The following is a 26874-nucleotide window of genomic DNA, read 5'->3' as shown; positions in this document are numbered from 1 at the left end:
CGTCGCTCTACCGACTGAGCTATCGGGGAAAGATTGCGAATTATAGAGAAAGAAGTAACTTACGTCAACACTATTTTAAAAAAATACAATGGCGTAAGTTCCCAAAATACAGATGGAAACCGGAATTTATAGAATTTCAGCAATATGCTTCGCAGCACGCTTGGCATCTAACAAAATCAAACCCAGCTTACCGCTTTCCCTTGCCATCAAAGCCAAAACAGCGTTTTCTCCTGCCTGACTCAGCAAAATATAACCTGTCTTCCCTTTCACCATGACCTGATCAAGCTCACCGCAAGCCAACTCATGGACGGAGCGGTTACCCAATGCCAGCAATGTTGCCGACATTGCACCAACACGGTCTGCATTTAAATGCGTCGGCAACATGGTTGCAATAGGCAAACCGTCAGTAGAAATAACGGCTGAAGCAGTAATATCAGGAGAGGTATTATTCAAATCGCTCAATACAGAAATCAATAATTGTTGCATACATATTCCATTCTAAAATAATAATCGGTATTTAGTGTGTTAACGGCTTCCATAGCGGTAGTATAAAACTTTGACCAAGGTTACAAATGCCTCCTTGTTCAAATCAGGCATACCGCCGATAACCAAAATCAACTTGGTATTACCGATATATAAGGGGAAGAAAGTCAACTCACTTTGTCCTGAAGGATCGCAAATACCCCATGCATTATTATTAATATGCAGATTATTACGGATTAATAGGCGATGGCTGCTGTCCATCTTTGTCACTTCACTGGCCAAAAGCCCCAACTCTTCGGCAGCCTCGTGATGAAAATTCGCATTTGCAAAATACAATCCGTTCTCGTCTGCCAATAATGCCTTACCTGAGCTTGAAAGTTGCTCCAATAAGGAAGGCAATTGCTCGTCAGTAAGATGCATATCCTCATTACTGGCATTTTCATCACCATACAAAAATTCAAGGCGTTGTAGACGGTACAGTAAATTCAAAGCGGTATTGATATCGCTCGTATCTGCCCATGCCAAAATTTTCTCACTGCTGATAACCTCTGTCGGGCTTGCTTTCAGCAAACTATATAACAAAGTGCGGCTGGCACTGGGAGTATCACTCGTCACCGCATAATATGCCCCTGCCGGTGTAACTTTAGGATATAAATTTGATTGTAAAGAAAGAGTCGATTCCATTTATTTTATACCTCTAAACCCGGGTCGATTGAGAACAACATTGCACTTACCAATTGTTTTACATCATCTTCTCTTCGAGCATCAATCTCAAATACCGGCACATTAAAATTGTTTTGAGCCAAGTATTTCTGATAAACGTCAACGCTTGGCAATGATCGAATATCCATCTTGGTGACACCGACAACCAGCGGGGCTTTTTTCAATAATTCACGGAAAGCCTCTAAGAAAAATTGCAGGTCTTTTAGTGGGTTAGTACGGGTATTATCCAAAAGTAGAACCAAACCCATACTACCTTGACTTAAAATCTCCCACATAAAATTAAAGCGTTCCTGCCCCGGTGTACCATAAAGGTGGACCTTCACCTCTTCATCCAAATGAATAACTCCATAATCCATTGCTACAGTAGTATAACCTTTTCGCACCAATGTCATATCGGAAGCTGATGCGTCCGTTTGCACAGGAGGCTCATCCGACAAAGCTGAAATAGCTGTTGTTTTACCCACTCCGACCGGACCGGTAAAGATAATCTTATTTTCCTTCATTACATGTCCTTCTTATCGTTTTCCCAATAACTTACGCATCAATCGTTGCAGCAGTCCGCGTGGCTGTTCTTGCGACGGTCCTGCAATCTTCTCAGCATCTTTTACCATCTGACTATCAGGCACATTGCTATTTACATCAACTTGTTCGGAAACATTAGTCTGATTGTGTGCGTATTCAGTGTCCGTTGCCAAGAAACCGGTTACGGAGGTAGCTGCAAGATAATTCAATATATCAGGCATCTCCAACGGCATAACCTTATAGAGGATATTCAGATTAACCGATGTTTTAGTCAAAAAGGCGGACAGTCTCATAGATTCAGGCACAGGAGCCAGCCTGGTCAGATTGGGCCAACGTTTCAATGTAAAAATAGTTTGAGGTGTCATCGGATAAATCAGACGACCTTGTGCAGTCCAAATCGCCATCTGCCACAGACAAGACATAATGGTAACTTTGGCTTTCTCCTTCCATTGAGGATTATCAGGTACTACTTTGCATACCACAGAAAGATCGTCATCTTTACAAAGCCCCTCCAAATCATGCGCATTAACAGTCAACAAAACACGCTGAATACTTGGGAAAACTATCAATACCGGCTTGCCCTCATGTAAAACGGCAATATCCTGATGGCCTTGACTAGCGAACTTCAATGCTCCCAACAATCCTTTATTCGGATTAAACCGTTTGATTGTTGCTTTTCGCCCTTCGGTACTACCATTACCCTGAGTATTTTGTTTTGCTGCCTCACTATCAGCAGGATTAAAAACATTGCCACCTTGAGCCAAACCTCTCAATACAGGAAACAAGGTATCAAATTTGACCGGTTTAGGGAGATATGGCGTTTCCACGGAAGGTTCTTGTGAGCAAAACATCGCAACTGGAATATCGGAATATTCGGTTTTTAACGTTTTCCAAGTCTCAATACCGTCAGCCGTATCTGTATCTACCAGAACCAAATCCGGCTTTTCAGCAGAATCCGTACCGATAATTTGATAATTCGTCGTATTGTGCATTTTGAAAGCCATACGGAATACAGCTTCCTGCTGCTCATTCATATCACGAAGCATAACCCGTATGGTTTTAATTTTAGGTAACAGATTGTCCATAGATGGTACTCTCTAAATGTTATTTTATTTTTTTGAATATTGATTTACGCGTTGAAGCAAACGGCTCATAGCCAAAATAACCTCTTCCGGCAAACTGACAACGCGTTCACGCAAGATGCGTAAGAAATGTTCCAAACGTGCCCAGTCTTCAACTCTTTCGTAAAGATCAAACAACATGATATATAGCTGAGACTCTTGCGGATATTGCAGTACGGCCTGCTCCAAAGTATCAACAGCCAAATCTAATTGACCATACATCAATAGCGACTCGACTTCTTTTAGAGCCTCATCGGCAGGTGAAGAATTCATGCTGATAACGGACGAGTCTTTTTGTACCAAATCTCGGTATTTTGCCTTCATTTGCAAAGAAGTAGGTTGCAAATAACCTCTGGCCAAACCGATTTCTTTTACACGGTTCTCATTTGGTCCCTTTTCCAAATCATCAAAAACCTCATGATAGCCTAGACTATATCCCCAGCCGAGCATACGTTCTTTCACTTGGCGGCCATATTGGCCGAGTGAGTGATAAAGCTTCCACAAATGTTGCGCAAACTGACCAATTTCTTCATTTTGGTAGTCCAACTTCAAAGCATCAATAATTAAGCTGGCAGGTTTAGAAGAGGTTTGAATAGCACGGTTATATTGTTGTACAGCCGTTTTATAATCAACCTTATCCTTCAAAATTTTCGCACCATGCTCAGGCTTAACAAACCCAATAACTGCACCCATTTCCTCAGGGGTGATGTCATTAAACTCTTTTTTTCCCAACACGATTAAAGAACGTTTTGAAGCTTGAGAAGTTGGAGAAGTGTGCTGCACATCATCTGAAGAAGTTGAATCCGATTCTGAAGAATCTTCAATTCCTGAAGGTTCACCAATTCTGCGCTCAATTTCCTGCAAGCTCCATCCCAAACGTTCCTCCGCCAAAACCCGCAGGCGCAAGTGCGTCGGCTCAGTCATTAAACCGATCTTAACGTATTCAGCCAAGCTCTCTTCAGGCAAAACCAATCCGTGTTTTTCCAAAGCATCAGCCAACATATCGATATTACCGACACGGAGACTCAGCCCGATTAATTCATGAACCAGCTTTTCGGGAGCTCCATCACCTAATCCGTTCAGATACCCAGCCAAAGACTCCGCAGCCTTGCTTTCATAACCGAACTGTTTGTACACCTGATATTCAGTCAGAGGATCAACTTCTTGGGCAGATACTGATGCTGTTGAGCCAGAGGTCTCTCCACCACCCCATTCCCAATCTTGCTGTTCAGTATTAGAAACGGATTGATTGACCTGATCCATCCAATCAGGAGTGAGAGCATCCTCATCTTTTTGATTTGATTTGTTATGATGTATTGATGATTTGGCAACCTTAGTTGTTTTTTTATGTGTCGTTCCGCTTTGTTTGAAGCGGATAAACAGCAATACAACCAACAAAAGCGCCAACAATACGATTAAAAGTGAATAATCCAAGAACACCTCCCGTTACTGTGGAGCAGCAAACAAACTATATTTTATATTCATATCCGGCAACCATCAAAATTGCCGAATCATCTTATTTTCTGAGTGAATTATGATAACATGATTCAACCGATAATTACATAAAAAACCATTTTGCAAATACCTATATACTATTTTCCAAATCGAAGACACCTATAGATTCGACATGCGAAGTCTGTGCAAACATATTCATTACTCCTGCCAATTTCAGCTTATAGCCCTTATTTACCAGCACTTCCGCATCTCTGGCAAAGGTTGCCGGATTGCAAGAAACATATACTATCCTTACCGGCAAATACGGAGCATGTAGTGATTTGACAACAGCATAGGCACCGCCTCTCGGGGGATCAAGCAACATCTTGTCGAATTGACCCCATGACGCTACCACAACCTCATCTGTTTCAAACAAATCCGCTTCAAAGAAGGATACCCTATCGGAACAACCGTTAGCCGAAGCATTGTTTCGTGCTCGCTTAACCAACGAACCTTCACCTTCGATTCCAACCACCTCAGCCCCGCTTTTTGCCATAGGAATACTGAAGTTTCCAAGCCCGCAAAACAAATCTGCAATACGCTCGTTTTTCTGAATATCTAGAAGTTTCAAAGCCCTGCCAACCATCACTCCATTTAAGCCTGCATTAATCTGGGTAAAATCCCCGGGTTTGTACGGCATTTCAACCTCAAACTCAGGTAAAGCATATCCCAAAGGCTGACAATCTTTCGGATAGAATGGCTGGGCCTCCTGTCTTCGGGCTTGCAGCCAAATCTGCCACTGTTTTTTCTCATGACCGAATATCGTATCAAACCATTTTTCAAGTTGTCTCAATTTTTGACTAGGCGGTTTTTTTCCGGAACAAATGTTCAAAACCGTTAGTTTTTCGCTATTAAAAAACTCAATGAATAGCAAATCCAAATCTATCAAACTTTGCAACATTTGCTTTATTTTTGGCAACTTCTCAGAAATATGAGTCGGCAACACCATGCATGAATCGACATCAATCACTTCATGGCTCTTTTTTGCCTTAAAACCGATTTTCAGACGACCACCCGTATCCTTTGAAATACTCAGTCTGGCACGATCCCGATAATGCCATGGCGTTCCATATATAGCAGGGAGAATCTGCTCAGGTCGGATTTTGCCGATGCGTTCCAACTGTTCTTCCATAATGCGCTGCTTAAATGCAATCTGGGCTGTCGGATCAATGTGCTGTATTGAGCAACCGCCACATGTATCAAAATGCCTACACTTCGGTTTAACTCGATTTTCCGAATATCGGATGATGTCAATTACCCGTGCTTCATCAAATTGTTTTTTCGAACGGATGATTTCAAACCGTACCCGTTCTCCCGGCATCGCTCCCTCAATAAACAATGCCTTACCATCAACGCGCGCAACACCTCTTCCTTCATAATCCAAAGAAAAAACATCCGCCTCGCCATCATATCGCCTGTTATCTGTCAGCATCTTCATCAAGAAAATCCATTTTGCCCGACAGGGCATATTTCGTTTGCAAAAACGTGTATTTTCGCACAAAACCAAAAAGATTCAGGTATGATTGCCCGAAATATTTCCACCCCCTTTTTAAATTTTAAAACATGAAAAAAATTCTCTTCAGTACAAGCCTCGCGGCTCTGACCGCCTACGCAACTGCCAACACACCCGTTCCTGATGTTTCGCCCGTTTCACAAGGTCAACATGTTGTCATCAACATTCCGCAACAGCGTCTGTTCCTCTATACCGACGGACAACTAACAAAAATTTATCCTGTTGCTGTCGGCAAAGCCATGACCCAAACCAACCTTGGGGAACACAAAATCGGAGCCAAAGCTTTTAATCCTACTTGGCACATTCCGAAATCTATTCAGAAAGAACGCGGAGACGGCGTCAAATCCGTACCGCCCGGCCCCAATAATCCTCTGGGTCCTGTTTTTGTCCGTTTGGGCGACCCGAAATTCAGTTTGGGCATTCATGGCACGAACGCGCCTGCCAGCGTACCGGGTGTCCGCAGCCACGGTTGCGTGCGAATGAAGTCTCCGGATGCGCTTGAATTTGCAAAAACCATCGCAACCGGCGCCCCTGCTTCCGTTATTTACCAACTTGCCAGCCTCAACGAAGATGCCAATAAAAATCTTTGGCTGGCTGCATATCGCGATCCTTACAATAAAAAGAACCTCGATACCGATGCTCTGAAAAAAAGTATTGCCGCGTGGGCTAAGGCGCACGGCAAAACGATTAATGCCGCCCGTATCGATGCAATTTTGAAGGCGCGTACCGGAGCGGCAAACTGTTTGACCTGCGCTAAAGGCGTCAAATTGAAAACCCCGCTGAAATCCTTGGCATGGATGAGCGGCTCAAGTGCCTTCAGCAAACCGAAAGTCATGCCGAAACCCGCTCCTGTGAAAGATGAAGTATTACCCGCCGGTTCTGAAATCGAAATAGATGCCGAAGATACTCCGACTCCGAAAGCGGCTTCGGAATACTTACCAAGCAAATCCAAAGCTGCCGAATACACCCCTCCACCGGCGGCTTCTACACCTTCCTATCCCAAATATGATCTGCCGGCAGACGGAGATCCTACTTCATTGCTGTTTTAAGTAGAGATTGCCCTGTAACTGTTTAAAATAAAATAGGTTGCTCACCACTTATCCTGTATGGACGGGAATAACCATTAAGTATTTTCCCTTTAAAGGTCGTCTGAAAACTTGTCTTCCATGTTTTCAGACGACTTTTTCTTTTATAGATGTCAGTACTTTTTCGTATTGCTCATAGTGGCTGTTTCCACTATATAGTGGATTAAACTTTAAACCAGTACGGCGTTGCCTCGCCTTACCGTACTATCTGTACTGTCTGCGGCTTCGTCGCCTTGTCCTGATTTAAAGTTAATCCACTATACATCACCGTTCCTCTATAATGGACAACAGTATTCGAGCGAAGTCGATACCGGCAAATCTGCCTACATCTAAAAATTACCCTTGGAGAAATCTATGAATTCGAAAATCAAAGTCGGCATCGTCGGTGCAACAGGCTACACCGGCGTAGAGCTTTTGCGGCTTCTCAGCAGTCATCCGAATATTGAAATTACTACGGTAACCAGCCGCAGCGAGCCAGGGAAAGCAGTTTCCGATTATTTTCCCAGCCTGAGGGGAATCTACGATCTGACTTTTCAAACACCCGAACAAGCCGGTTTAGAAAAATGTGATATTGTCTTTTTCGCCACCCCAAATGGAATCGCCATGAACGATGCTCCTCGTCTTTTGGAAAAAGGCATTCGCATCGTCGACTTATCCGCTGACTTTCGTATACAGGATATTTCCACATGGGAACATTGGTACAAAATGAAGCACGCCAACCCCGATATTGTTCCTCAAGCGGTGTACGGATTAAGTGAGTTAAACCGCGATACCATCGCATCTGCACAAATCGTTGCTAACCCCGGTTGTTATCCGACCTGCGTTTCACTGCCTTTACTCCCCCTGCTGAAAGAAGGTCGTCTGAAACCACATATGCCGCTGATTGCGGACTGTAAATCAGGCGTATCCGGCGCAGGTCGGAAAGCCAATAACGGCTCACTGCTTTGCGAAGCCGGAGATAATTTTAAAGCCTACGGCATTACGGGACACCGACACCAGCCCGAAATTCGGCAAACCATCGCCACATTGCAACCAGGAATTGCCGAACATTTCATCTTCGTTCCCCATCTGACACCCATGATCCGAGGTATGCACGCCACTTTATACCTTCATCTTGAGGAAGGTTGCAATCCGGAAGCTGTTTTACGCGAATTTTATCGGGACAGCCCTTTTGTGGACATCATGCCGGCCGGCTCAACACCAGAAACCCGCAGCGTGCGCGGTGCGAACCTTTGCCGTATCAGCATCCAAAAATCTTCATCTGACAATGTATGGATCGCTCTGTCCGTCATCGACAACTTAGTTAAAGGGGCGGCAGGACAAGCTGTTCAGAATATGAATATCATGTTTGGCTTTGATGAAAAACTCGGTTTGATACAAACTCCACTCCTACCTTAATCATATAAAAAGGTCGTCTGATAACTTTTCAGACGACCTTCTCTATTTTTGACCCATGCGACAATGAATATGCACGGCATATTTAATGGAATGCACATTACAAATACGGCTGCAAAGTCCGCTTTAAAATATCAATATCGCTAACTTCAGTAATATTGGCTTCCCCCAAACGGTTCAGCCCGATAAAACGCATCACGCCGCCACTGACCTTTTTGTCATGACTCATGTGGCTGATCCATTTTTCAAACGGGAATTTAGGCGGAAATGACGGCAATCCTGCAGCATCCATTAAAAAAGCGATTCGACGTATATCCGTATCGGAAATTTTACCCAATTCTTCGGATAATCTACCTGCCAGCACGCACCCCGCTGCCACTGCCTCACCATGCAACCATACTCCGTAACCCATTTCCGCCTCGATGGCGTGTCCGAAAGTATGGCCGAGATTAAGCCACGCGCGGATACCTTGTTCGGTTTCATCTTTGGCAACAATGTCGGCTTTCATTTTGCAGCAGTGATATACCGCCTGCGTCAATTTCTCTTGGTTTTGCGCCATCAAATCCGCAACGTTTTGTTCCAACCACTCAAAGAAATCAACATCGCCAAGCGCACCATATTTAATAACTTCCGCCATACCTGCCGATAATTCTCGGCGCGGCAAGGTCTTCAATGTTTCCAAATCAGCTAAGACCGCCTGCGGTTGGTAAAACGCACCAATCATATTTTTTCCAAGCGGATGGTTGATACCCGTCTTCCCACCAACGGATGAATCCACCTGACTCAACAAAGTTGTCGGAATTTGGATAAACGGCGCACCTCGTTGGTACGTTGCAGCGGCAAAGCCGACCATATCGCCGATTACCCCGCCACCCAATGCAATTAGTGTAGTTTTCCGTTCGGCTCTGTTTTCCATCAATCCGTCAAAAATAAGGTTCAATGTCTGCCAGTTTTTATATTTTTCGCCATCCGGCAAGATAATGCTGAAATGCCTGATACCGATTCTGTCCAAACTCATTTGAAGATTTTTCAGATATAAAGGCGCAACAGTCTCGTTAGTTATGATTGCGGCTGTTTTATTCAAATAAGGCTTGAGTAAACTATCAGCCTGACCGATAAGGTCATACCCGATAAAAATAGGATATTGGTGAGACGGAGTTTGAACAGTCAAAGTACGCATAGGAGAAGACTCCTTGTCAAAATAAATCATGTAGTAACAACGCAAAATAATATACGCTTACCGCTCTATTGAAAACTGACTAGCTAGATAAAGAACATTTTATCAAGCAAAACCAATAGGGGGGGGGCAAACATATAACTAAAGGTCGTCTGAAACCGTTTTTACATTTCAGACGACCTAATCAACAAAGGCAACACCTTCAATCATCATATTCAATGAATTTCTGCCCATCCAAACATTCAACCAATTTTCGAAGGGTTTTAGCACAGCTCTCCGACTCTATAACGATATGCGCGGTCTCACGATAAATCGGATCCCGAACCATATACAATTCGCGTAATTTTTTTAAAGGATCGTCCGTTTTTAAAAGCGGGCGGCTGCTATCATAACGTGTACGCTCCAACAGCACCTCAGGTAATGCATGCAAATAAACCACCGTACCATGCTCACGCAGGCAACATCGGTTTTCTTCACGCAAAACCGAACCCCCTCCCGTCGATAACACAATGCCGTTTAATGCCGACAGCTTTTTCAGCATCAAAGTCTCACGGTGTCGGAACCCTTCCTCTCCCTCCATCTCGAAAATAGTGGAAATAGAAACACCTGATGCTGAGCAAATTTCCAAATCACTATCATAAAACGGGCAATCATACATTTGAGCAAACTGCCTTCCCAGCGTTGTTTTTCCTGCCCCCATCAATCCGATAAGAATTAAATTACCATTGAGCTTTTCCATGAAGGTGTTCATCCGATACAAGATTTATGAATACTGCCAGGCATGCGTTGGCGCTTATTTATACTTAGTTTTCCGACAATACCGATTATATCGTGTTTAACCCTGCTTACCTAAGACCATGGATGGTATTAAAGATTACGTGATGTTTTCAGACGACCTATTTATAGTAATAGCAGCTTTGCCCCACTCATTTATCACAAACAATTTAGAATGAAAGTAGCCCTCAGTGTATAAAAACCCAATCTCTCGCCCTGCAAGTCTAGATTGAACTCATCAGGAAATAGAAATACATCATCGAATATAGCTATCACCATTTATGGATATTTCACCATATTCCTTCCAAAATAAACAAAAAACCCTAAAACTCCCTATCTACTTCGTATCAATTAAAAAAGGCATATACCCTTCCGAGCATACGCCTTTTCCAATTTTAGTAGCGGAGATTGCTGCCTACACCATCCATAATTCGCGGAGTGATGAAAACCAGCAATTCGCGACGCTCTTCTTTTTTCGCACGGGACTTGAACAAATTACCCACCACTGGCAAATCGCCCAATAATGGTACTTTGTTAATCGTATCGCTATTATCTTCTTCGTAGATGCCACCAACGATCAACGTACCACCATCTTCCACCATTGCCTGAGTATTCAAGTTTTTAGTCTGAATACATTTCGTAATCAAAGAGTCCACTGTACAGTCTTGCGGTGTATCCTTGGTAATTTTTACAGTCATGATAACTTGACCATCAGGCGTTACATTCGGCGTTACCGTTAAGCCCAGCACGGCTTTTTTGAACGATACCGAGGTTGCACCACTGGAAGATGCCTCCTGATACGGAATTTCAGTACCAGACTCAATAGTAGCTTCCCTACGGTCTTGTGTCAGGACTCGCGGATTAGAAATGGTCTTACTTTTACCGGTAGCTTCCGAAGCAGAAATTTCCAAACCTAATGCACCCGATGACAAAGCTCGCACCAAAGCAATATTATTAGTCGCCGCTGCCGCAGGCAGGCTAATATTCGGTTGCAAAGACCATGTACGGTAATTTGCATCACCTCGCAAAACAGCCGAATTAGTATTATGGTTATCTTGCGCATTACTCCAAGAGTTACCCCAAGCGTTGCGTCCTTTGGATCCTGCGACACCGAATTTCACGCCCAAATCACGCGAAAAACCGTCTTTTGCTTCAACGATACGGGCTTCAACCATGACTTGACGAGTCGGTACATCCAATTCCTCAATCAATTTACGGAATTTTTCTACAACATTTCGATTATCCGTAATAATCAAAGTATTCGTCGCAGGATCGATCAGCGCACTGCCACGGCTGCTCAATAAGGTATTTCTACCATTGGAGTTTCCACTATTGTTGTCGTCCAAACGCAAAATTTTCCGGAACTCTTCTACATTTTTATACTTCAATTGGAAAGTTTGGGAATATAAAGGCCCCAGTTCGGCAATTTCTTTCTCCGCCTGCAAGAAAGCCTTATCTTTAGCCAACAATTCATCACGAGGTGCGATATTGATAATATTGCCTTGTCGACGCATATCCAAATTACGCGCCTGCATAACCAAATCCAAAGCCTGATCCCAAGGCACATCTTTTAAAGAAAGTGTCATTTTGCCATTCACGGAATCACTGGCCACGATATTAACCCCTGACTCCTTCGCAAGGATTTGCAAAATGGTACGTACTTCAACATCTTGGAAGTCCAGGGAAATTTTACGGCCGCGGAAAGATTTGTTTGGATTTGCATTCAGCCCACTTGATTCCGTACTTGCGGACTTAGGCATTACTTCAAAAGCAAATTGACCATTTGCAGCTTTGGTATTGAAATCCCAATTGCCATTATTACGAATAATTAGTTGAGCATCATTTCCAATACGTTTTAACGTAATATTTTTAACCGGTGTACTGAAATCGGCAACATCCAAACTGCGTTGCGCTTGTGTCGGCAACGGATAATTTTTCAGAGTAATAATAACCCGATCACGTTGTTGCTTCACTTCAGGTTTTCCTGTAAAAGCAGGCGCATTCAATTCCACAATACCTGAGTTATGTGCACCCTTCCTGAAGTCAATATTAGCTGAATTTACCGTTTGTTTAACTGCTTCAGACGAGCCTGCCTTCTGACGTGCATTTGCATTATTTGAAATAGCCGCAGAAGTTGTGGTTCGATCAGATGATTCTGTAACGAATACCCATACTTCATTACCATGGACTTCGGTATTATATTGCGCCGCTTTATTCAATCCCAAAACAATGCGAGATCGGTCATTATTCTGAGCCGCAGTAATTTGATTTAACAAAGAATCCGCGTATTCCAATACAGGTTGAGCCAATTGAATATTTGTTTTGGCAAAATCCAAGGCAATTCGGGACGGAGTGGATGTAACAAAGCCGCTCGGGCTAATCACATCCCGGTCAAAACGGATTTTGATAATTTTTTGACTATCCGGCAAAGTTGATACATTAATATCAGTAATATTACCAGCCAATGCAATTTGTGCTGCTGCAATCATACTGATACCGGCAAATAATTTCGTCATATTCTTAGTTTTCATGAAGTGAGACCCCTTAAATTAGTTTGAATTCGTTGCTGAAGCATTACTGGCATCATTTGAACTATTTTCAGCATTATTGCTTAATGGCAATTCCGCCTTTCGATAAATCCAATTGCCCGAACTATCCTCAACTAACTCTGTCAAAACAATCAAATCATCAGTAATGCTTTGGATTTTTCCATAATTTTGTCCGATATAGTTCCCCGGATAAACTGTATAGACATGTCCATTTACATCAATAAAACCGGCAGTTTTACTGCCATTGCTCAGCATCCCTACGTACCGCATATTTTCTAAACTGAATGCTTCCAATGCTTCTTTTGGACGATTAGGATTTGGAGCGTTGCTACCTTTAGGTGCATTATCCAACCGTCGAAAATCGAATGCATTTAAACCACTGTAAGCCGGTGGATTATAAACAGCCGGAGGGTTCACTACCGGAGCCTCAAATGGAATGATATGAGACTTGGCATCCTGACGTGTCTTAGTCATCCACTCATTCAAATCGTCATATGCCGGTGTACACCCCGTCAATGACAGGACACTTGTAAGTAAGAAAATTTTATTTTTCATGATTTTCCTATCATTTATTATTTTTGTTCAGAATTGGCTTGGCCATTTTCTGAATCTCCCTGTGCCTGACTCTGCTGAGCGGCAAGTTCCGCTGCTACCTCATCTGACGGGCGGGCTTTATAAGTCGTCGCAATTGCTCTGAGTGTTAAAATATCATTTTTACTATCTTTACCATTTTTACTATCTGAAACATGCGATATTTTTAACGACTCCAATGTAATTATCCGCGATAACCCACCGACATCTCTGGCAAATTGGTTGATCTGATTATATTTGCCCGTAATCGATATTTCATACGGTAACTTCTGTATCGGCCCATCATTTACCGGAACCTGTGGAACTACACTATCTAAGCGAAGACCGTTTGCCGAACCTGCCTGGTGCAGTTCTTGAATCAAAGTAGGAATTTCAGCATCAGTCGGTAACTGTTTTAACAAGATGTCAAATGAAGAACGAATAGAGGTTAATTCAGCTTTCAAGTTATCCAAACTTGCAGCCTCGATGCTCTTTTTCGTATATGTTTCCTTTAGCTCCGCCTCTTTTGCCTCTTGGGTTGAAAGTGTTTCCAGCTGATCACGAAATACTATTCCATAGCCAACTGCCAATACTCCTGCAACTGCTGATGCAGCTAATACAAACTTAGCAGCAGGATTTAACAAATATAAGTTCTGAATATCCAAATTTTTTACTTTTGCTGAGGCCATTTACTTTTCCTCCCTGTTCTGTGCTTTCATCGGATCATCATTAATTGCTTCTCTCTCCGACTTGACTGGAATACTCGCAGAACCAATCATAGATTTAATATTAAACTCTTGATAATTATCAATTTTTTTAATTTCCAATAGTTCTGGCTGCGTAAAAATACCTGTACTTGGTAAAGACCGCATAAACATGGCGATTTTATTATCGCTAATCGCTCGACCTGTAATCTTATAAGAAGTCGGATTTTCTGCATCAAGAGAAGTGATATAAGTGTTATCTGGAATAACCACATTCAAACTATCGATGATATATGCAGCTTGGGAACGTTTTTCTTGCAACTCCTCAACTTTTTGCTTTTTAGCCAAGAAGTTTTCTTTTTCCTGCTGTAATTTTTTTATCTCTCCTAAATCATTATCCAACTTGATAATTTCTGCTTCTAAAAATGCATTCCTACTTTCTTGATCACTAATAGCACTATTAATCGCTAAATAAGCTATTGCAGATAAACCAATCCCTATTAATAACGAAGAAAGCATCAAAATTTTGAATTGCTGTCTTTTACGTTGCTTAATTTCTTCTCTATATGGAAGAAGATTAATTTTAATTAATTCAGTCATATTACAATCCCCTTAATGCTAATCCAAATGCAAGCGTCAACGCAGAAGCATCAACTTGTAACTGTGATAAATCGACCTTGCCGCCTCGCTCTATATATGTAACTGGCTGAATACATTGTGTTGCTGTATTTGTCTGCGAAAAAATGCTTTCAGCCAAACCAGCCTGTTGTGATGCGGAGCCAGTTAATAAAATATGCTTTACATTCGAAAAAGCATCTGTCGACTGTGTTGTGTAATAAAACTGTAGTACTCTTTGCACCTCCTGAGCCACTTGGATATTAAAACGATCTGCGATTTGTGTTTGATAATCAGTTGGCTTACTCGTAGATACCATCATTTGGGCAGCTTTTTCTTCCGTAACCTGATATGTGCGTTGAATCAACTGGTTCAATTGCTCAGTACTTACAGGCATTTCCTGCTTGTATAGAATTTGCCCATTCTGGATAATCAACGCATACATCTGTGTTGCATAAATCCCAAATATAGCAACTTTTTCATTCATTAATTCAGGAGCGTACTGGTTAATCCAAAATACGAAGGCATTACGCTGTGCTAATAAATCCAAATCTAGCGCCGATAAAGACAATCCCGCCGTCTCAAACATTTCGATTATAGGTTCAACATCATCCTTACGTGCTGCAACCGTCAAAATCTGCTGCCCTGCCGGAATAACGGACACACCGACGACCTGATAATCATAGTTGAATTCATCAATAGGCCCGATCGCGGAAATTTCGGATTCTGCAAATTCATCCAAATCCAACTCAGTATCTTTTGGTGAGTAAACTACTTGCTCAATCGTCGCTGATCCCTGAGGAATGGCTGCAATAATATTCTTGCAAGAACTGCGTAGTTGCGAATATGCATGTTGCAAATAAGTAACAAATTGGTCGTAGTCTTGAATTTTGTTACCTTTTACAATATTTTTAGGTAATTTGGTAATAACGTATTTTTCCAGCTGAATTTGGTTTAAACTACGCCCTGACAGCTGAACCATCTTGATGGCATGCTGACTAATATCGATGCCGATGGAAGAACGGTTGCTTAACCCTGAAGAGGACTTTCCAGCCTTACCAGTTGTATTTTTAGGGTTTTTTGATAAGCCAATCATAAGATTTCCCTGTATTGTTAGGAGTGAGTAACTGTTTCGATATCCGTAAAGGACTTCCTCTTTACACGAGAAATGCCGTGTTTTATAGAAATCGATATCTATTTTACTTTATTTAATACCAATAATGGCAAAATTATTACTTAGTCATGATTAAAAAGATTATAACAACCTGCATCGGTTTGATGTTAGGTCTAGCAATTTTTACTACTGGATTGATTGCTATAGCAATTTTAGTAACCTACCCTAAACTCCCTCCCTTAGACTCCTTACAACACTACCAGCCCAAAATGCCACTGACTGTTTACTCGGCAGACGGGCAAATTATTGGGGTCTATGGTGAGCAACGGCGTGAATTTACTAAAATCAACGACTTCCCCGATATTCTCAAGAACGCGGTTATTGCCGCAGAGGACAAACGCTTTTACGAACATTGGGGCGTAGATCTGTGGGGCATTGCCCGAGCAGCGATTAGTAATATTGTTGCCGGAGGGGTTCAATCTGGTGCTAGCACTATTACTCAACAGGTTGCCAAAAACTTCTATTTAAGCAGTGAACGTACATTTACCCGAAAATTTAATGAAGCACTTTTAGCCTATAAAATAGAACAATCCTTGAGTAAGGATAAGATTTTAGAGCTGTACTTCAACCAGATTTACTTGGGACAACGCGCTTATGGATTTGCTTCGGCAGCGCAGATTTATTTCAATAAAAATGTTAAAGATTTGACTTTGGCCGAGGCTGCCATGCTGGCTGGGCTACCTAAGGCTCCTTCTGCATACAATCCCATTGTGAATCCAGAACGTGCCAAACTGCGGCAAACTTATATCCTGAATAATATGCTGGAAGAAGGGATGATTACTTCTCAGCAACGTGACGACGCATTAAAAGAAGAATTACATTACGAGCGGTTTGTACAAAAAATCGATCAAAACGCGCTCTATGTGGCAGAAATGGTTCGTCAAGAACTATATGAAAAATATGGTGAAGAGGCCTACACTCAAGGTTTTCACGTTTATACAACCGTAAATACCGCAAATCAGCGTGTTGCTACCGAAGCATTGCGCAAAGTCTTAAGAAACTTTGACCGAGGCAGCAGTTACAGAGGAGCGGAAAATTATATTGACCTCAGCAAAACAGATAATGTTGAAGAAACAGTCAGCCAATATTTATCTACTTTATATACTGTGGATAAAATGGTTCCTGCGGTTGTCTTAGAAGCTTCTCGAAAAGCAGTACAAGTCCAACTACCAAACGGTCGTAAAATTACCCTTGACACTAAATCGTTGGGTTTTGCAGCTAAAGCAGTTAATAATGAAAAGATGGGTGAAGACCGCATCCGACGCGGTTCAGTCATCAGATTGAAAAATATTGGCAAGGGCTGGACTGTTGTACAAGAACCCTTACTCCAAGGCGCACTTGTTTCTTTAAATGCTAAAACCGGGGCTGTTCAAGCATTAGTTGGTGGCTATGACTACCATAGCAAAACCTTTAATCGTGCAACTCAAGCAATGCGCCAACCCGGGTCAACATTCAAGCCTTTCGTATATTCTGCTGCACTAGCTAAAGGTATGACGGCCTCAACCATGATAAACGATGCCCCAATAACCCTGCCAGGAAAAGGGGCAAATGGCGGTATGTGGTCTCCAAAAAATTCGGATGGGCGTTATTCTGGTTACATTACATTGCGCCAAGCATTAACTGCATCGAAAAATATGGTTTCAATCCGCATCCTGATGTCTATTGGAATCGGATACACCCAGCAATATGCCCAACGTTTTGGTTTCAAACCGTCTGAACTTCCCGCCAGTTTATCAATTGCTTTAGGTACTGGAGAAACCACTCCACTCCGTATTGCAGAAGCATATAGTGTTTTTGCCAACGGTGGTTATAAAATCTCAGCTTATGTCATTGACAAAATCTACGATAGCCAAGGTCGTCTGAAAGCACAGATGCAACCCTTAGTTGCAGGAGAAAATGCTCCTCAGGTGATTGATCCTAGAAATGCATATATCATGTATAAAATTATGCAAGACGTAGTTCGTGCTGGTACTGCTCGAGGTGCAACAGCATTAGGTCGAAGCGACATTGCCGGTAAAACCGGAACGACCAATGACAATAAGGATGCATGGTTTGTCGGTTTCAATCCTAAAGTGGTAACTGCTGTTTATGTTGGTTTTGACAAACCCCGCAGCATGGGGCGCGCCGGCTACGGTGGTACGATTGCAGTTCCGGTATGGGTGGATTATATGCGTTACGCTCTCAAAGGCACTGAGAACAAGGGAATGAAAGCACCTGAAGGCATAGTTTCTAATGGTGGCGAGTATTATATGAAGGAACGACTGACTACCAGTTCTGACTTAGCCTTGGAAAACGGTGGAGTAGCACCACGCCCGATCTCTCAACCATCTAAGCGTACCAGCCAATCTTCTGACGATGATATGCCTGATCCACAAAGCTCTAACCGTCTTGACCGCCAAGACTTACAAGAGGAGCCAGTTTTGCCAAGCAATACCGGCAATAATAAACAATTAGATTCCTTATTCTAAAACCAAAATTTTAAATTATTGAAAATAAGGCGGTCTTGCAAGTAAAGTAGCGAGACCGCTTTATTTTAAGAATAATATTTAAATGGATTATGAAGCTTTGCTTATAGCGAGCAAGCCGTAAGATTCATAAGAATCTGTTATTTGAAAATTGATATTTGCTTTCCCCCCTGACCTTCTGATTAATACATACCTTACCCTACACCAATAGACCAATAGCTGCTCAAAACATCTTATTCAAACACTAGTAAATTCAATCAGATACTTAATATTTTCATCTTTTGCTTCAGCCTTCATTCAAATCTAAAAAATAATTTTAATATTTTTTCAATAAGTTATATTAATTTTGAAAATTTTTATTGATAATAATTACTATTATTATATAATAGTACTCACTCGGATGCCGTCCTGCTCCGAGTCATTAAACAACGATTCCCCCCTTTTCATTTTCTTATCTCATCGGAGTGCGCATATACGAGACATACTGTTCCCCTTATATCAGATACTCAAAACCGAATAACACAAAACCCGCTGCTTTTTAAGTAACGGGTTTTGTGTTTTTCGCAAGTAAAACATCATTTGAAACCTAGTAATCGTCCCTGAACAGTCAGGTTCTATATACAAACACGCCAAAGGGAAAACTAATATAGTACATTGATCGAGGATCATATTGGCATTTCTATAAAACTGTCTTTACATTCCCTAGTTTTTACCAATCCACTTATACTCTATTAGCAATCAAGAGAAAACAAAAATGGCAGCTTGATTAACAAGCTGCCATTGTTTTCCTCAGCGTACCTTTTTACCTGTACTTTTTTTTGAGACATTTCGTCCCAAAGGCTCAAGCTTAAATCCTCCGCCCAGTTGGGTATTTAAATTGCTCCATGCAATCAATGACTCGGCTTGATATTGTGCTTTCTGCATTTTTAATTGCAGAAGTTCGTTCTGTTTTTGCAGAGCAGATAGACCATTATCTAATCCCGCATTGACACGGCTATTCGCGTTACGGACTGTTTTTTCAGCAGTTTCCTGCATTTTCTCCCAAATGCTTTGTCGTTTCTGCATATTTTGATAGTCAACAACCGCATCGGCAGCAGTACGCATGGCATTTAAAACAGTACGGTCATAAAGGGCTACCTGTTCATTATATTCGGCACGCCGCCCTGCCAACTTAGATTGTAATGCTCCTGAAGTAAAAATTGGCAGATTTAAGGCAGGAAGTACGCCGATCATACCCGATGTACGCCCTCGTACAACATTAAAAGCATCAATATGTGCCAGACCTGCCAAAACTTTGAGTTCTATATTGGGATAGAACTCAGCTTCTGTCGCTTTAACCGTATTGAACCGAGATTCCAACATAGCTTTTTGTGCAGCAATATCCGGGCGGGCACCCAATAAATCTGCATGGATTTTATTGATTGGAGCGACAGGAACTGCTGCCATTTTTTCAGGCATATACAAAGATAAACCGTCAGGTGTTGTCCCGCTTAATATTGCTAAAGCATGACGCACTTTAGCAATTCGGCGCTCCAACTCCAGTTTTTCCAACTGCATACTTTGCTGTTGCATTTCAACCGGATAAAGCGATTCTGCAGAAGCCAGGCGGGCATTAATCCTTCTGCGTATCAGTTGCTGCATCTTGTCTGCAGTTTCCATACGCTCGGATAATAGATTTTGTTGTATTAACAACATCTGCCATGTGAAATATTGTGATGCAACCGCATTGGCGATATCAATACGCGTTTGATGGGCCTCGTACAAAATGGCCTTGCGCTTTCCTAATATGGACGCGGCCTGTTTCCGGTTTTTACCCCAAAAGTCAAACGACCAAGTACCCTGTAAAGCAGTATTTGCCAATAATAAGGTATGGTCAGTATCAATATGACCGGATGAAGGCTTAGGGGCAACATATGCTCCCGCCCCTCGCGCGGACAACCCGATTTGCATTTTGTTTGCGGCTTCAGTTATTCCCAGCTGCGCTTGTGCTTGTTCGAAGCGCGCCTTAGCAATACGCAAATCGGGAGCATTACGGATAGAGAGTGCAACTAATTGGTTAAGTTTTTGGTCGTTCAGTTGCATCCACCACGCATCTTGAACCATGGCTGCAGACTTACCTTCAGATAGCCCGTAATTGGTAGGTTCTTCCAAAGGAGCCTGTTTACCGAATTGAGCACAGGCGGAAAGTAGAATGACGGTAGCGATACAGATTCCCTGTTTGTAGGGATTGGCTTTCATGGAATACTCCGTTTTATTATCGGTATCCGCCACATCCTGCATCCGCTTTATCAGCCCTCCAGCCGGCGCAGCAGCTTACCCAACAAATATTGCAATTGGTTGTAATCTTCATCGGTGAAATCTTTCCAAGCCTCTTGGTTCGTACTGGAAACCTGTGGCCATACTTTTTGGATAAAAACCTCACCTTCGGGGGTCAATTTTAGCACAATCTGACGGCGGTCCTGCTGGTTGATATAGCGTGCAACCCAGCCCCGGCTGACCATTTCGTCCGACAATCTGGTCGCGCTGGTACGGGTCAGATCCATCAAATCACTCAAGCGTGATGGTAAAATTTCACTGTTCGGGCTGACGTAAACCGCCATCAAGGCAAACCAGAGGTTTTCATTGATGCCATATACTTTCAGATTATCATTCAGATGCGAACTGAGGCGTTCGGTTACGACCCGCAACATCCGCCCAGCCCTGGTCTGCTGCTCGGAAAATTGAGGCAGGCGGTCAGATAGGGTTTTTAATGCCGTGGTCAAATCGGTTTGTGAAAAACTCATGGTTTATTCCTCTTAATTACCAACTTCAATCGCCGCCCCATCCGATGGGAGCAACGATGAAAAAATCATTGAATCAAAATGCCAAATATTTGTTTTATGTGAACATACTAATCTAATTGACTATTCTTCTGATGAAAATCTGACAATCGGTTAAAGTTAATAACGAATGGTACTTTTTATGCAAAAAACATTATTTTGCATAAAAGCGAACTACCAACTTTTGTCTTCCATCAAACCGATTCTTAGGACTTTCCGACACCTGCTTAGTTCTTATTGCTTGGCTTTATTTACCTGTAATTGACAGAAATAAGCTGAAAATAAAGCAATCATTTGAAAAATTACATTTTTAATCATTTTTTAAAATTGTGGTTACAATTCAAATCGTTTAATTGCAAATAGCTTCAGACGACCTCCGATGCTGCATAAAGGTTACACATCACCCCTGCCTTATATTACAATCCGCCTTTCGTGGTTCGAAAACCTCCCACATTAAAAAACTAAGGAAACCCTTATGTCCCGCAATACCGAAGAGCTGCAAGGCATCTCTCTTTTGGGCAATCAAAAAACCCAATATCCGACCGGCTACGCTCCCGAAATTCTTGAAGCATTCGACAACAAACATCCCGACAACGATTATTTCGTCAAGTTCGTCTGCCCCGAATTCACCAGCCTCTGCCCCATGACCGGGCAGCCCGACTTTGCCACCATCTACATCCGCTACATCCCGCACATCAAAATGGTGGAAAGCAAATCCCTGAAACTCTACCTATTCAGCTTCCGCAACCACGGCGATTTCCATGAAGACTGCGTCAACATCATCATGAAAGACCTGATTGCCCTGATGGATCCGAAATACATCGAAGTTTTCGGCGAATTCACACCGCGCGGCGGCATCGCCATTCATCCCTTTGCCAATTACGGCAAAGCAGGTACCGAGTTCGAAACACTGGCACGCAAACGCCTGTTCGAACACGACAGCCAATAATCCATCCCCTTTTTACGCATTTTCAGACGACCTTTTTCACAAAAAGGTCGTCTGAAAGCCTTTCCGAAAGATTTCCATGTACGAATTTACAACAGCGCAACAACAGAAGGCACTCTTCTGGCTGGTGCTTTTCCATATCCTCATCATTGCCGCCAGCAACTATCTGGTACAGTTTCCCTTCCAAATTTTCGGCATCCACACCACTTGGGGCGCGTTTTCCTTTCCCTTCATCTTCCTTGCCACCGACCTGACCGTCCGCATTTTCGGTTCGCACTTGGCACGGCGGATTATCTTTTGGGTCATGTTCCCCGCTCTTTTGCTTTCCTACATCTTTTCCGTTTTGTTCCACGACGGCAGCTGGACAGGCTTAGGTGCGCTGTCCGAATTCAACACCTTTGTCGGACGCATCGCCTTAGCCAGCTTTGCCGCTTACGCACTCGGACAAATCCTTGATATTTTTGTGTTCAACAAATTACGTCGTCTGAAAGCGTGGTGGATCGCCCCGACCGCATCAACCGTCATCGGCAACGCCCTGGATACATTGGTATTTTTCGCCATTGCCTTCTACGCCAGCAGCGATGAATTTATGGCGGCAAACTGGCAGGGCATCGCTTTTGTCGATTATCTGTTCAAACTCACCATCTGCACCCTCTTCTTCCTGCCGGCCTACGGCGTGATTTTGAATATCTTGACGAAGAAGCTGACGACACTGCATCCTGCTCCCCCTGCCAAACAGACGGTTTCTTTACAAGAAAACTGAAAGAAACGCTAAAAACCGCAGACCCTTATCAAAAACGAAAAGGTCGTCTGAACCTCAAATTCGGTTTCAGACGACCTTTTTTGCTAACAAGTCTCTTATGGCAATCACACAACACATGAAATAAAAACGTTACCTGCCGCTCTTGCTCAAAAACGAATGCACCCCCCGCCATGAAGATATGTTTCAAAATGACAACAAATACGTATCTCTGAATTTCTCTCGCAGAAATAACCGCCCTGATATTTCCGTTTAAATTTCCTATCAATTTATCATTGAGATTCTGGCTCATACTGTTATAGTGGATTAAATTTAAATCAGGACAAGGCGACTAAGCCGCAGACAGTACAGATAGTACGGTAAGGGCGAGGCAACGCCGTACTGGTTTAAATTTAATCCACTATATTTGAAAGCCACTCCCAAACAACTTGTCTCAAGCCGTATGAACTGAAAAAAGTTTTCGTATCCATCCCAATGTAAAAGGTCGTCTGAAACCTTAAACCTGGTTTTCAGACGACCTTTTAAGGCATACCCCAATACTATGGGCAGCCTGATTAATCCAACTGCGCCACAGAAACAGGCAACCCGCGGATAGAGGCAAGTATGGTATTTGCCGATTTCTGCTGCTGACGGAATGCAGCCATATTGGTTGGCGTCAGCTTGGGTGTCGGCAGGGCAACCGTAGTCGGGTTGACAGGTTGACTGTTCACGCGTGCTTCATAGTGCAGGTGCGGACCGGTAGAACGTCCCGTCGTACCGACGAATCCGATCACTTCGCCTGCACGCACCACACCTTGGGCAGGCGTAAACGCGCTCATATGCCCGTATAAGGTTTCAACGCCGTTAGAATGGCGGATCATAACGGTATTACCGTAGCCGCCCTTCCAGCCTTTGAAGGTAATCACGCCGTCAGCGGTCGCTTTAATCGGCGTACCGGAAGGGGCTGCGTAGTCAATACCGGTATGCATACGGACGGTATGTAAAAAGGGGTGGACCCGGTAACCGAACGGGGATGAAATGCGCGTATAGACAACAGGCTCGATGTTGAAGCCCTCTTTTTGCTGGAGCGATTTTCCGCTTTGATCATAATAGCTGCCGCTCTCTTCGTCGCCTTTACCCTGGCTGTAATAATAGGCTTGATAGCTTTTACCGCCTTTGACAATTTCGGCTGCCAGAATATTGCCCGTACCCATTTGTTGTCCGCGGAAATACATGCTGTCATACAGCAATCGTATCACATCGCCTTCTTTCAAATCCTCCAAGCTCAGTACGTCGGAGAAAATTTCGCTCAGCGACTCGCGGATTTCGACAGGAATTTCCGCCTGCGCCATTGCACCGCGCGCGGAAGTGCGGACAACGACGGAACGCAGGGTCGGCATGGTCTTCATATCCACTTCCGATGTAGAAGCCTGCCATTTGCCTTTGACTTTTTCCAAAGCGACAAGATTGCGCTCAAGCTCTTCATCCGTGAAAAACTGTACGTCGGTAACTTGTCCCGAAGCATCGATGCGGATATTGACAGACTGGTTGGCGCGCAAATGTTGCATATCGCGTTCCGCACTGTTTTTCGCCATGATTTGCTTGATGTCGGTTTGGGGGACCCCCATGCGGGTAAGCACATCGGCGAGTGAGTCGCCCTGCTGGACGACTTCTTGCGCCCAGTAACTGGACTGAAAATTGCCGGTTTCAACATAAACCGCCGGCAGTTCTTCAGAAACGCGCTCGACTTTAAATCCTTGATACTCGGGAACAGGTTCGGTTACTGCATAGGCAGTCATCGCGCCGGAAACAGGCAAAAGGATGCCCAACAGAGACCAGCGGATAGGTTTGTTGTGCCAAAATCGGCGCAATAAGGGAAATCGGGTTGTTTCGATCACGAATTATCCTTTTAATGCGGCGGTGCGGCTGCTTTGTCAATCCGCACGGGCAATGTGATTTTCATTTAAAAGAAGACTGTCTGCTATTTATCCGTCTTTCAGACGACCTTTTTCATAGTTCGGCAAACAGCACAATGGGGAACCAAGGGCGTATTATCAAGGCTATTGTTTTGATTTACACCCGTTTTTTCTGAAATTTACGTCCGTAATTATATCACAATCGCGTATATTGCTTCAAACGTCCCATCCCATAGACATTTGGGAATGGCCGGCATTCTCCCTTAAAATGATGCTTTTTCCCAACCTGCCGCCTGCCATGAACCTGACCCTTGCCATTCCGTCGCTGAACCGCCAAAGCGACGAATCCGTCCCCCCTCTTACCCTGCCAGCCTTCAACCGTCTGCTTCGCTTCGGACATTTACACAAACAAGCAGTTGAAACATCAAAATTTTACGGGCGTTATTTATGGGACGGCAGCCTGCTCAAACACGCAAAAACTGCTGCAAACGTTCCACAGCAACAACCTGCCGCATTGGTTTCCCCGCTATGGCAGCAGATGGGTTTGCACCAAGTCAGCGTCGTTGGCGGCGAATATATCGGTATTGCCACTGACGAGGCAGATGAATTATGTCGCGAACTGTCTGATTTTTATCAGGACGAGGGTTGGCGGTTCGTCCCCGTTCGCCCAGATTTGTGGCTTGTCTTATTACCCAATCTGCAAGACTGGCAAATTAAGCCTGCATTGGATATTTACGGACAAATGGGGTCATCTGAACAAGCATCAGGCAAAGATAGCGGACAATGGTTAGCCAAGCAGACAGAAATTCAAATGTGGCTGCACCAACACCCGATCAACAACATTCGCAACCAACTCGGAACACCGCCGATAAACGGTCTGTGGCTGTGGCATGATATTCAAGGGACGCAGCAATCATCCGCCCTATTCTCCGACAGCCCGTGGGGGCAATTTGCCTCCGACCGCATAGATGCACCATACGACTTTCGCGCCTTTGCCTCTTGGATGCAAGAAACAAGAACAGACACTGCCGTCATTTTTATGGATGGTTTGACCGTTACCGGGTCGACGGCGGACGTACTGGCCTACCAAGATATTTTGCAGGATTGGGAACAACGCTGGTTCGACCCGATTTGGCAGGCGCTGCACACAGGTCGTCTGAAAAAACTGACCTTGACGACCGATGGGGAAAACGGCGGCGTATTAACACTCACACCGAAATCGCGTTGGAAATTTTGGCGGGCTGAAAAAACGTTTACAGGAATTTGGTAAATTGAATCGCAAAAGATCGTCTGAAAAAGTCGTGATGTGATTTAAATTTTAGAAGAAATCCAACTTCCATCATCCTTCCAGCCATGAATTTCAAATAAAACCAATTTATCCCTCATACAAGATATAAAAAGGTCGTCTGCAACCCTGTTTTGGATTTCAGACGACCTTTGCTTTGCTTCAGCTAAGAGCCGTTAGCTTACCACTGGTACAACGCACCTGCCCCGACACCGACGTGGCCGTCTGTGTTGGCAGAGAAGTTGCCTTTAACAACCCAGTTACCGCCGTCGCTCATCGCAGACACGCCGATTGCCATGGCGGATTGACCACCGTAGTAGCCGCTACCCACACCGATACCAGTTGCACCCGGACGGGTTACTTGCGGAATCGAGCCTTGTGCAATCGCACCTGCCACGCCTGCATAGGCTTTTTTGCCGACGCGTTCGATGTTGTTTTGCAGGGCGTTATCCACGCCGGCGAGCTGGTTCAGGTTGACCGCATCGGTACCTTCTTTCGCCGGGGCGACGTTGGTGATGCGTTGTCCGCCGTTGTTCAGACCGATCGGGCTGAGGCTGACGGTATTCGCCGGATTATGGGCGGTCGGTGCAGCGATGCTGACACCTTGCGCGTTAACGGTTACACCGCCTGCGGTTACGCTGGTTACGTCGAGTTTATCGGCAGTAGCAACGTTATACACGGTCTGTCCGCTGTTGCCGGTCGTTTGGTTAACGACGACGTTCTTACCTGCGGTAACTTCGGTTTTCGCTGCTGTCGCTTGTGTCGCTACGTTGGCAATCGCCTGGTTGGTGTAATACAACTGGCT

At 43.7% G+C, this 26874-nt stretch carries 23 protein-coding genes, 1 pseudogene and 1 riboswitch; of the genes and pseudogenes, 7 read left to right on the top strand and 17 right to left on the bottom strand.

Translation table 11 applies throughout. The features are described 5' to 3' along the window. Nucleotides 1-126: 126 nt before the first annotated feature. The 6 genes from HMPREF2907_RS07540 to rlmD all read right to left on the bottom strand — a co-directional run bounded on the left by HMPREF2907_RS07540 (nucleotide 127) and on the right by rlmD (nucleotide 5811). A complete protein-coding gene (locus HMPREF2907_RS07540; RefSeq protein WP_070681768.1) occupies nucleotides 127-486 on the bottom strand; it encodes a roadblock/LC7 domain-containing protein in 360 nt (119 codons plus the stop codon). A gap of 39 nt (nucleotides 487-525) precedes the next feature. After that, entirely contained in the window at nucleotides 526-1167 is a 642-nt protein-coding gene (locus HMPREF2907_RS07535; RefSeq protein WP_070681765.1) for a peptidase M23, read from the bottom strand. Nucleotides 1168-1172: 5 nt separating this feature from the next. Next, nucleotides 1173-1709: a GTP-binding protein gene (locus HMPREF2907_RS07530; RefSeq protein WP_003743737.1), complete on the bottom strand. Its 537-nt coding sequence runs from the start codon at nucleotides 1707-1709 to the stop codon at nucleotides 1173-1175. Between the two features lie 12 nt (nucleotides 1710-1721). After that, nucleotides 1722-2813 carry a response regulator gene (locus tag HMPREF2907_RS07525; protein ID WP_070681762.1) on the bottom strand — a complete coding sequence of 364 codons (1092 nt, stop codon included), beginning with the start codon at nucleotides 2811-2813 and terminating at the stop codon, nucleotides 1722-1724. 24 nt (nucleotides 2814-2837) lie between these two features. After that, nucleotides 2838-4289 carry a tetratricopeptide repeat protein gene (locus HMPREF2907_RS07520; RefSeq protein ID WP_039404568.1) on the bottom strand — a complete coding sequence of 484 codons (1452 nt, stop codon included), beginning with the start codon at nucleotides 4287-4289 and terminating at the stop codon, nucleotides 2838-2840. Between the two features lie 145 nt (nucleotides 4290-4434). Beyond that, nucleotides 4435-5811 (bottom strand): 23S rRNA (uracil(1939)-C(5))-methyltransferase RlmD, encoded by a 1377-nt coding sequence (gene rlmD / locus HMPREF2907_RS07515; RefSeq protein ID WP_070681758.1) that lies wholly within the window; start codon nucleotides 5809-5811, stop codon nucleotides 4435-4437. Nucleotides 5812-5906: 95 nt separating this feature from the next. Between rlmD and HMPREF2907_RS07510 the strand changes: the two genes are divergently transcribed. Beyond that, nucleotides 5907-6905 (top strand): L,D-transpeptidase, encoded by a 999-nt coding sequence (locus HMPREF2907_RS07510; RefSeq protein ID WP_070681755.1) that lies wholly within the window; start codon nucleotides 5907-5909, stop codon nucleotides 6903-6905. A gap of 390 nt (nucleotides 6906-7295) precedes the next feature. Beyond that, entirely contained in the window at nucleotides 7296-8339 is a 1044-nt protein-coding gene (gene argC, locus HMPREF2907_RS07505) for an N-acetyl-gamma-glutamyl-phosphate reductase (RefSeq protein ID WP_070681752.1), read from the top strand. Nucleotides 8340-8436: 97 nt separating this feature from the next. Here the strand turns inward: argC and aroB are convergent, their stop codons facing one another. From aroB to pilM, 7 genes are all read right to left on the bottom strand, one after another. Next, nucleotides 8437-9516 carry a 3-dehydroquinate synthase gene (aroB, locus tag HMPREF2907_RS07500; RefSeq protein WP_070681749.1) on the bottom strand — a complete coding sequence of 360 codons (1080 nt, stop codon included), beginning with the start codon at nucleotides 9514-9516 and terminating at the stop codon, nucleotides 8437-8439. A gap of 199 nt (nucleotides 9517-9715) precedes the next feature. Further along, on the bottom strand, nucleotides 9716-10252 hold the full coding sequence (locus HMPREF2907_RS07495; protein WP_234396315.1) for a shikimate kinase: 537 nt from the start codon (nucleotides 10250-10252) through the stop codon (nucleotides 9716-9718). Between the two features lie 430 nt (nucleotides 10253-10682). Beyond that, the gene (pilQ, locus tag HMPREF2907_RS07490) at nucleotides 10683-12818 is read right to left on the bottom strand and encodes a type IV pilus secretin PilQ (RefSeq protein ID WP_070681745.1); all 2136 of its coding nucleotides are present in this window, start codon (nucleotides 12816-12818) and stop codon (nucleotides 10683-10685) included. Nucleotides 12819-12836: 18 nt separating this feature from the next. After that, nucleotides 12837-13391 carry a pilus assembly protein PilP gene (locus HMPREF2907_RS07485; RefSeq protein WP_070681742.1) on the bottom strand — a complete coding sequence of 185 codons (555 nt, stop codon included), beginning with the start codon at nucleotides 13389-13391 and terminating at the stop codon, nucleotides 12837-12839. Between the two features lie 17 nt (nucleotides 13392-13408). Next, on the bottom strand, nucleotides 13409-14095 hold the full coding sequence (locus HMPREF2907_RS07480; protein ID WP_070681739.1) for a type IV pilus inner membrane component PilO: 687 nt from the start codon (nucleotides 14093-14095) through the stop codon (nucleotides 13409-13411). Continuing rightward, the gene (locus tag HMPREF2907_RS07475; RefSeq protein ID WP_070681736.1) at nucleotides 14096-14710 is read right to left on the bottom strand and encodes a PilN domain-containing protein; all 615 of its coding nucleotides are present in this window, start codon (nucleotides 14708-14710) and stop codon (nucleotides 14096-14098) included. It abuts the gene before it with no gap. Nucleotide 14711: 1 nt separating this feature from the next. Continuing rightward, complete coding sequence (pilM, locus tag HMPREF2907_RS07470) at nucleotides 14712-15821, bottom strand: type IV pilus assembly protein PilM (protein WP_070681733.1); 1110 nt, start codon at nucleotides 15819-15821, stop codon at nucleotides 14712-14714. 146 nt (nucleotides 15822-15967) lie between these two features. Here pilM and HMPREF2907_RS07465 point away from each other — a divergent pair, with 146 nt between their 5' ends. Continuing rightward, nucleotides 15968-18367: a penicillin-binding protein 1A gene (locus tag HMPREF2907_RS07465; protein WP_070681730.1), complete on the top strand. Its 2400-nt coding sequence runs from the start codon at nucleotides 15968-15970 to the stop codon at nucleotides 18365-18367. 786 nt (nucleotides 18368-19153) lie between these two features. Here the strand turns inward: HMPREF2907_RS07465 and HMPREF2907_RS07460 are convergent. Both HMPREF2907_RS07460 and HMPREF2907_RS07455 read right to left on the bottom strand, forming a co-directional pair. Then, complete coding sequence (locus tag HMPREF2907_RS07460) at nucleotides 19154-20602, bottom strand: efflux transporter outer membrane subunit (protein ID WP_070681727.1); 1449 nt, start codon at nucleotides 20600-20602, stop codon at nucleotides 19154-19156. A gap of 50 nt (nucleotides 20603-20652) precedes the next feature. Next, nucleotides 20653-21147, bottom strand: coding sequence for a MarR family transcriptional regulator (locus HMPREF2907_RS07455; protein WP_016686772.1), 495 nt, complete (start codon nucleotides 21145-21147; stop codon nucleotides 20653-20655). Between the two features lie 462 nt (nucleotides 21148-21609). Continuing rightward, nucleotides 21610-21654, top strand: a riboswitch (PreQ1 riboswitch). Nucleotides 21655-21658: 4 nt separating this feature from the next. Here HMPREF2907_RS07455 and queF point away from each other — a divergent pair. From queF to HMPREF2907_RS13245, 3 genes and pseudogenes are all read left to right on the top strand, one after another. After that, nucleotides 21659-22132: a preQ(1) synthase gene (gene queF / locus HMPREF2907_RS07450; RefSeq protein WP_003780138.1), complete on the top strand. Its 474-nt coding sequence runs from the start codon at nucleotides 21659-21661 to the stop codon at nucleotides 22130-22132. A gap of 76 nt (nucleotides 22133-22208) precedes the next feature. Beyond that, nucleotides 22209-22892 carry a 7-cyano-7-deazaguanine/7-aminomethyl-7-deazaguanine transporter gene (locus tag HMPREF2907_RS07445; protein WP_070681725.1) on the top strand — a complete coding sequence of 228 codons (684 nt, stop codon included), beginning with the start codon at nucleotides 22209-22211 and terminating at the stop codon, nucleotides 22890-22892. A 294-nt stretch (nucleotides 22893-23186) separates the two neighbouring features. Beyond that, nucleotides 23187-23298, top strand: a pseudogene (locus HMPREF2907_RS13245) (IS5/IS1182 family transposase); the annotation flags it as partial. 145 nt (nucleotides 23299-23443) lie between these two features. Here the strand turns inward: HMPREF2907_RS13245 and HMPREF2907_RS07440 are convergent. Further along, a complete protein-coding gene (locus HMPREF2907_RS07440; RefSeq protein ID WP_070681927.1) occupies nucleotides 23444-24739 on the bottom strand; it encodes a M23 family metallopeptidase in 1296 nt (431 codons plus the stop codon). Nucleotides 24740-25052: 313 nt separating this feature from the next. On the opposite strand from HMPREF2907_RS07440, the gene HMPREF2907_RS07435 reads away from it, so the two are divergent. Beyond that, complete coding sequence (locus HMPREF2907_RS07435; protein ID WP_083310707.1) at nucleotides 25053-26054, top strand: hypothetical protein; 1002 nt, start codon at nucleotides 25053-25055, stop codon at nucleotides 26052-26054. 196 nt (nucleotides 26055-26250) lie between these two features. On the opposite strand, the gene HMPREF2907_RS07430 is transcribed toward HMPREF2907_RS07435, so the two are convergent. Next, the coding region (locus HMPREF2907_RS07430; RefSeq protein WP_210388596.1) for a YadA family autotransporter adhesin at nucleotides 26251-26874 on the bottom strand (624 nt) is incomplete at its 5' end.

This window comes from Neisseria sp. HMSC055H02, from assembly GCF_001813335.1.
Taxonomy (GTDB): domain Bacteria; phylum Pseudomonadota; class Gammaproteobacteria; order Burkholderiales; family Neisseriaceae; genus Neisseria; species Neisseria sicca_C.
This window is presented reverse-complemented; position numbering and strand designations above follow the sequence as displayed.